Genomic DNA, 871 nt, shown 5'->3' on the forward strand with positions numbered 1-871 from the left:
ACGCTATCACCTCGTGCGGCTGAGTACCCTACCGCATTCCTTACCAATAGCGTCAAACGCTCAAGCTCTTCAGCCGTCCATGTAGTATAGCTTACCTCACCTGTTTCCGGGTTGATATTCTGTATATCATCAATTGCTACAGCAACCGTTAAGCGCTTTAGCCTACCTTGCTGGTGACGTGTGTAGCTGATTGTGCGGTCCACCTCAAAATTGCGAGTGGTTTGCTTACGCACATTTGTCGGTAAACCTCCTTCACCAGCGCCAGCACCGTTGGCTACTTCAGGGGCAGCACCCGCTGCGGGAGGCTGATTAGCAAGCGCGCCTGGTACACCGCCATCTGTCATCATCTGGCGCTGCTCATCCAAGGTTTGTTCACTTCGGACTGCTTGCATGTCAGGGTTGTAAAACTCTTCCGTTTCTTCAACCTGGGTAAAATCCACATCAGCCGAGACTTCTGACCTGAAACGATCCGCCCCGAGGATAGGACTCAATATACCTGTAATTCGCTCATTTAGAACTTTTTCCATTTTACGCGAATACTCAAACTCCCTTGAAACCAGCTTGTCTTCTTCGGACTCGTTGTTCCGAGACAATAGATTACCCTTTTGATCAACAACAGTAACTTTGCTCATATCCATTTCCGGCACACTTCCGGCGACGAGATTAACAATCGAGTCAACCTGCTCACGTGTCACTGGCCGCATAGAAGAGGTCTCGATCAAAACTGATGCACTAGGTTCTCTTGAGTCACGAACAAACACCGACCTCTTCGGAATAGCCAAATGAACTCTGGCGCTACGGATATTTCTGAAACTGGATATTGATCGCGCCAGCTCACCTTCCAGGCCTCGCTTAAATCGTGTCGACTCCA

Annotated in this window: 1 protein-coding gene; it reads right to left on the bottom strand. The window is 49.4% G+C overall.

Annotated features, from left to right (window positions below):
- The coding region (gene fliF / locus A3766_RS24335) for a flagellar basal-body MS-ring/collar protein FliF (RefSeq protein ID WP_082907206.1) at positions 1-871 on the bottom strand (871 nt) is incomplete at both ends.

It is taken from the genome of Oleiphilus sp. HI0132, from assembly GCF_001635845.1.